Origin of the sequence: Oikeobacillus pervagus (genome assembly GCF_030813365.1) — a bacterium.
In the GTDB taxonomy this organism is placed as follows: domain Bacteria; phylum Bacillota; class Bacilli; order Bacillales; family DSM-23947; genus Oikeobacillus; species Oikeobacillus pervagus.
This window is the reverse complement of record NZ_JAUSUC010000016.1, coordinates 60,759-66,865: the sequence shown is the minus strand read 5'-3', so window position 1 is coordinate 66,865 and position 6,107 is coordinate 60,759. Positions and strand designations below refer to the sequence as shown.

Annotated in this window: 6 protein-coding genes; all 6 read right to left on the bottom strand. The window is 37.8% G+C overall.

What is annotated here, in order from left to right:
• Positions 1 to 132 precede the first annotated feature (132 nt).
• On the bottom strand, positions 133 to 852 hold the full coding sequence (gene sigE / locus J2S13_RS08130) for an RNA polymerase sporulation sigma factor SigE (RefSeq protein ID WP_307257246.1): 720 nt from the start codon (positions 850 to 852) through the stop codon (positions 133 to 135).
• Positions 853 to 989: 137 nt separating this feature from the next.
• A complete protein-coding gene (spoIIGA, locus tag J2S13_RS08125; RefSeq protein ID WP_370873993.1) occupies positions 990 to 1,916 on the bottom strand; it encodes a sigma-E processing peptidase SpoIIGA in 927 nt (308 codons plus the stop codon).
• 480 nt (positions 1,917 to 2,396) lie between these two features.
• Entirely contained in the window at positions 2,397 to 3,557 is a 1,161-nt protein-coding gene (ftsZ, locus tag J2S13_RS08120) for a cell division protein FtsZ (protein WP_307257244.1), read from the bottom strand.
• Between the two features lie 39 nt (positions 3,558 to 3,596).
• Positions 3,597 to 4,889 carry a cell division protein FtsA gene (ftsA, locus tag J2S13_RS08115; RefSeq protein ID WP_307257243.1) on the bottom strand — a complete coding sequence of 431 codons (1,293 nt, stop codon included), beginning with the start codon at positions 4,887 to 4,889 and terminating at the stop codon, positions 3,597 to 3,599.
• Positions 4,890 to 5,014: 125 nt separating this feature from the next.
• Positions 5,015 to 5,368 (bottom strand): small basic family protein, encoded by a 354-nt coding sequence (locus tag J2S13_RS08110; RefSeq protein WP_307257242.1) that lies wholly within the window; start codon positions 5,366 to 5,368, stop codon positions 5,015 to 5,017.
• A gap of 19 nt (positions 5,369 to 5,387) precedes the next feature.
• Positions 5,388 to 6,107, bottom strand: coding sequence for a DUF881 domain-containing protein (locus J2S13_RS08105; RefSeq protein ID WP_307257241.1), 720 nt, complete (start codon positions 6,105 to 6,107; stop codon positions 5,388 to 5,390).

Genomic DNA, 6,107 nt, shown 5'->3' with positions numbered 1-6,107 from the left:
GATAGCCACCTTGTCTTTCGCTAACAGTTCCTACTGCCAAGCCTGTAGTGGACTTTCACCACCAAGTATCCGCCCATGCAGGGCGCACTTAAAAAAAACCTAGGTCTCGCACCCAGGTTTTTTAATCGAAAATTACACCATTTTATTAAATTCTTTTCTTAATCTTTGGATAATCCTTTTTTCTAGGCGAGAAATATACGATTGCGAAATTCCTAACATATCTGCTACATCTTTCTGCGTCTTCTCTTCGCCTCCACGCAGTCCGAAACGCAACTCCATAATCTGTTTCTCGCGCTCTGAAAGTTGGTGCAATGCTTTAAACAAAAGTTTTCGGTCCACATTTGCCTCTAAATCTTTCGTAATAATATCATCATCTGTCCCTAACACATCTGATAATAGCAATTCATTTCCATCCCAATCCACATTTAGAGGTTCATCAAATGAAACCTCTGAACGAATTTTATTATTTCGTCTTAAATACATTAAAATTTCATTTTCAATACATCTTGAAGCATAGGTTGCAAGTTTGATCTTCTTTTCTGGGTTAAAGGTATTCACAGCTTTGATCAGTCCGATTGTACCGATACTAATTAAATCTTCAATATTGATCCCTGTATTTTCAAACTTCCTAGCAATATAAACAACTAGGCGAAGATTTCTCTCTATTAATATCGAACGTGCCGCTTTATCCCCTTTTGGAAGCTTTAATAATAATACTTCCTCTTCTTCCTTAGATAAAGGGGGTGGTAAGGCTTCACTTCCCCCAATGTAATAGATTTCATCGGTTTTTAATCCTAGTTTGATCAGTAGTTTGTACCAAAAATAGATTAGTTTCAAACGAATCGTTTTCATTTCTTGCTCCTCCCTCTTTACTTATTTGTTCTGGAAGCAACTTTACATCTCATTTCATAACGTAAATGAATGCGCATATGATGTAATAGAAAATGAACGGACGTTTTTAACAAGTAGATCTTCCAACTTTCAAAACATTACGAAACATTTTCAATCTTTCCAGAAACCATCTTAGGGTGAACGATACATGAGAATCGGTCATCTGGGGATAAACTCTGTGCCGTAAAACAGACGAGTGCCTTAAGTGGTGAATAATAGTTAAAACCATCATGAATGATAATCCTATCTGGTTTAAAGGCTGGAAGTAATTGATTGGTCTTCCCTATCGACTGGGCGGGAATAAAGCGAATACGATCCATCCAATGATCTGAAAGTTCAACATCTCCATGGAGAAAACTCTCGGGTTGTTTGGCAAGGGTAAGAATTTGCGTCGGCAATCGATCGTCTAGTGAACAGGTTGAAACCATCATGACCGGAGCTTTTGATAAAGGATCATATAATTGATTACCACTATCGATAAACCCTTTTACTTGAATTTTGCATTCATTGATCTCTAGTGTGACATCGACAATTTGATCATATTTTATTTTTTCTATCTCAAAATCTTCCACTCTTCTTTTTGAAAAATACCATGCCACCGGGAACCCAAACATAACAAAAATCCAACTAATAGGATCCCCAAATCCTCTCAAACTTGCTAAAAATAAAGATGATTCCAATTTCATATCAAAATGTAGAAAATAATGAGAACCCATCAATATTCCACCCGTTAAAAAAGTAGAAAAGTAAAAAGTGAGTAAGTTACTCAAAAAATAACGAAACCTTTTAAATCCAAACGCGATTAGAACCATCACGACTGAAAACCCAAGCTTCACTGCAGGATTTCCCGCGAATTCTGCCAGTGGAGTAATCATTAAAATGATTAAGATTGAGCCAAAACCCCCCCCTGTTACCGCTCTCCAAATTTTAATAGAGCGCTTCAAAAAAATGGCAGTCATCCATAATAACAGACTGTCAACTAGCATATTTAATAACCAGATCATATCTAAATATAGTGCCACCATTCTCCTCCTCCATTTACAACTCTATCCGTCTGCTATTACATGAAAGTATACAATACTCCTACTCTAAAAAGCTGTCACAATTTGTTTGAGAGAAAAGGGAAGTTTTTAATGATATATTCGAATTTTGTCGGGAATATGCACTATTTTTTACAAGCCTTAAAAATCGGGGATAAATGAATGGGAGGATCAGATGAACTTGCCACGCTAAAGAATACCACGTCCAGTTGCTTCACCTGGCAAGTTACTTCCTATCCGTCCTCGTCCCTTTATGGACAGTGATCTCCCACCTGTTTTATCTTCTTTGTTTCCAATTGATTTTGAGATGGAGGTTTTACTGATCGTTAAGTTGAGATAAAAACAAAAAAGCAGATGTAATCATCTGCTTTTTGTCGTAATGGCCTAATATCGACTCTGGCCCATCATTGTTTAGTTGTTTTAGGTTATTCAATCTTAAATTTTTTACATATCTAAAAATCAAACTTATCTGCGACGATTACGGTTTCGTAAAAATGTCGGAATATCGAGTGTCTCTTCTATAGGCTGTGAACTTGCAGGTCTCGATGATGGCATCTCATTTTGAGACGCTTCTTCACGTTTCATTTGCTCACGTTTTCCGTTCGTTGATGCCGATGTATTTTGCTTAGATTGGCCTAAGCCTGGACGAACCTGTTTCACCGTTTGCAAGACTTCTTCGTTGAAACCAGTTGCAATTACGGTTACGACAATCTCATCTTTCAAATCATCATTGATCACTGAACCGAAGATCATATTTACTTCTTGATCTGAAGCAGAAGCCACAATATCAGCCGCTTCTTGAACTTCGTAAAGACTCAAGTTTGTGCCACCAGTAATATTCATGAGAACACCTTGTGCACCATCGATGGATGTTTCTAATAATGGACTTGAAATGGCCTTTTTGGCAGCTTCTGCGGCACGATTTTCTCCTGAAGCTACCCCAATTCCCATAAGAGCTGATCCTTTATTAGACATAATTGTTTTAACATCTGCAAAGTCTAGATTAATTAATCCAGGGACAGCAATCAAATCAGAAATCCCTTGGACCCCTTGACGAAGTACATTATCTGCTTCTCTAAATGCTTCAAGCATTGGAGTGCTTTTATCAACAATTTCTAGTAAACGATCATTCGGAATCACGATTAAAGTATCCACTGATTCTTTCATGGATGAAATTCCGCCACCTGCTTGATTCGCACGCTTTCGACCTTCAAAGGTAAAAGGTCTTGTGACAACACCAACTGTTAAAGCACCTAAATCTTTGGCGATTTGAGCTATTACTGGAGCTGCACCAGTTCCAGTCCCCCCGCCCATACCAGCTGTCACAAATACCATATCAGCACCGCGTAGAGCTTCTTCTATTTGCTCTTTACTTTCTTCCGCTGCTTTTTTTCCAACTTCAGGATTTGCACCTGCACCTAGACCTCGTGTGAGTTTAGCGCCAATTTGCATCTTTATTTCAGCTTTTGAAAGATTTAATGCTTGAGCGTCTGTATTCACTGCAATAAATTCTACACCTTGAACACCGTGTTCAATCATACGGTTAACGGCGTTGTTACCGCCACCACCTACACCAATTACTTTTATCGTCGCTAATGAATCTATACTTGTATCAAACTCTAACATGACAAATCCTCCTAATTCGTCGTTATTCCACTCTGATGACTACTCATCAAAAAAGTATCCAAAGAATCTCTTCACTTTTGAAGTGAATTTATCTTCTGGCTTTTTCTCAGGTTTTGCCTTTTGGTTTGGTTGCTGCTCCTTCTGAGTTCTAACTTCTTGGGCCATAACAGGCTCTGGGACAGCACTTACTTTTCTCCCTTGTAATCTAGCACTCTTGTAAGCAAATTGAATCAAACCGATGGCAGTAGTATACTGTGGCTCACGAACGCCTATATAATCCGGTATTGCTACCCTAACACTATTTTGGAACATTTCTTGGGCTAGTTCTAGTATTCCTTGAATATTAGCTACACCACCTGTTAAAACGATGCCTCCTGGTAAATCACGGATTCCTAGACGATTTAATTCATAGTGTACAAGATCAAATATCTCCTCTAACCTAGGCTCAATAATTTCAGAAAGCTCAACTTGTGAATACTGTTGATGTTGATCACTTCCGATAATAGGTACACTAAACACTTCATCTTCAGAAGCATAATCATAATAGGCATGTCCATGCTTCACCTTAATTTTTTCAGCATCTTCAGTGGAAGTTCTAAGTCCAATTGACAAATCTTTTGTAAGATGGTCTCCGCCTACAGGCAAAACAGTTGCAGCCTTGATAAAACCATGTTCAAATACTGTAACAGTGGTCGATCCGCCACCAATATCAATAAGGGCCGATCCTAAATTTTTCTCATCTTTTGATAACGCGACAGTCCCTGCTGCCAAAGGCTGGAATACAATTTCCGTTATCTCCAATCCAGCCCTTTCTACGCATCGCAATGTGTTATGTAACATTGTTTTCAACCCTGTGATAAGAATTCCTTCCATTTCAAGACGAACCCCGATCATTCCCCTAGGATCATTGATTTCATCAAGTCCATCGACTATAAATTGTTTTGGAATGATATTAATGATTTCCCTATCCTGTGGAATTGAAATAACTTGACACGCATCCATTACCCGTGCCACATCATCATCTGTTATCTCCTTATTTTCACTAGAAACTGCTACGACACCATTACAAGGCTGAAGCATAGCATGGTTCCCAGCAATTCCGACAATCACTTGCTTAATTTCCATTCCTACCATGCGTTCCGCTTGTTCAATTGCTTTTTGAATGGATTGTACAGTTTCATCTATATCAACAACAGAACCTTTGCGAATCCCTTCTGACTTCACATTCCCAACACCGATAATATTTAAAACATCATTGACCATTTCCCCAATGATTACTTTGACAGTGGATGTACCGATGTCAAGACTAACAAAAATCTCATTGCTGTTCATTCTATGGCACCTCCTTTAATGGGCAATTCATTTTGAACAACAATCCACATTCGTTCATAAAGTTCATTATCTAAATAAGTTTATTCGGCATTTTCACTATATTTCCTTTAAAAAAATCAACTTTTTTAGCTTTTTTCTTGATTTTCTGTCCACTTTGATAATAATATCCGTCTAATGACAGCAATATTTTGAAATAATCGTACGCCAAACGCAAAAATCGCTGCTAGATACAAGTCTACACCAAGATGAACCCCTAGAAAAGCTAAACTTGCTGCTAACATTATATTAAAGAAAAACCCGGAAACAAACACTTTCTGGTCATAAATATTCTGCAAATAAGCACGAATTCCACCAAACAATGTATCTAATGCAGCTAATACTGCAATGGAAAGGTAGTTAGAATATTCTGTTGGAATCGTATAATTCGAAAACAAGCCGACTAATACTCCAATGATCAAACTTAATATGGGTAACCACATATTAGCACCTATCTTCCTTTTACTCTTTCACTGGTTGCATCTCTTTTATTCGAATCGATTTAGAATAAGCAGGGATGACAACTTCAGGATTAGGTTCAGAAATATTTACCCGGAAATTTTCAACAAAAAACTCATCGACCGATTTTGACACCTTCATATGATTATATAAACGTTCCGCCTTTTTCGCATCCTTCACAATGACATGAACTTTAAAAGGTCCTGTACCAATTGACTCCCCGTTGATTTTCGTTTCCCCATTGATGTCGCGGATAACTGTTGAGTTAACAATCCGCTCGCCAGCAATCGAAATATATTCAGCTTCGTACATATTCAACTCATTGACTAACCGTGTTAAAAGCGATGGGGAAATGTCTTCTATTTTCTTTCCAAGTAAAATTTCCTCTTCTACTGGTTCAACCGAAATAATAATTCCGGGACCCTTTACTTCTGTTAATCCCGTTTCCTTTTTTAATTCAGCTAATGTCTCCCGCAAAATCTCTTCTCCACTCTCCTTTTCCTGGTGTTCGTATTTTTTTAGTTTTGCTTCAATGGATCTTATTTCGTTTAACAGATTCGATTGATTTTGCTTTTCCTTTGTCAGTTCCTCACGAAGCTCCCAAATGTCGCGAGTATCTCTTTTTTCTTGATAAGATTGAACAGACTGATACAGTATGGCCAACATAAAGCCGATGATTAAAGTAATAATGGTAAAACTTATGATCGTTTTTTTCTTTTTCAC

What these genes read in the sequence shown, in the direction of transcription:
- sigE (WP_307257246.1), bottom strand. Translation starts at nt 852, where the DNA reads ATGAAAACGATTCGTTTGAAACTAATCTATTTTTGGTACAAACTACTG.
- spoIIGA (WP_370873993.1), bottom strand. Translation starts at nt 1,916, where the DNA reads ATGGTGGCACTATATTTAGATATGATCTGGTTATTAAATATGCTAGTT.
- ftsZ (WP_307257244.1), bottom strand. Translation starts at nt 3,557, where the DNA reads ATGTTAGAGTTTGATACAAGTATAGATTCATTAGCGACGATAAAAGTA.
- ftsA (WP_307257243.1), bottom strand. Translation starts at nt 4,889, where the DNA reads ATGAACAGCAATGAGATTTTTGTTAGTCTTGACATCGGTACATCCACT.
- J2S13_RS08110 (WP_307257242.1), bottom strand. Translation starts at nt 5,368, where the DNA reads ATGTGGTTACCCATATTAAGTTTGATCATTGGAGTATTAGTCGGCTTG.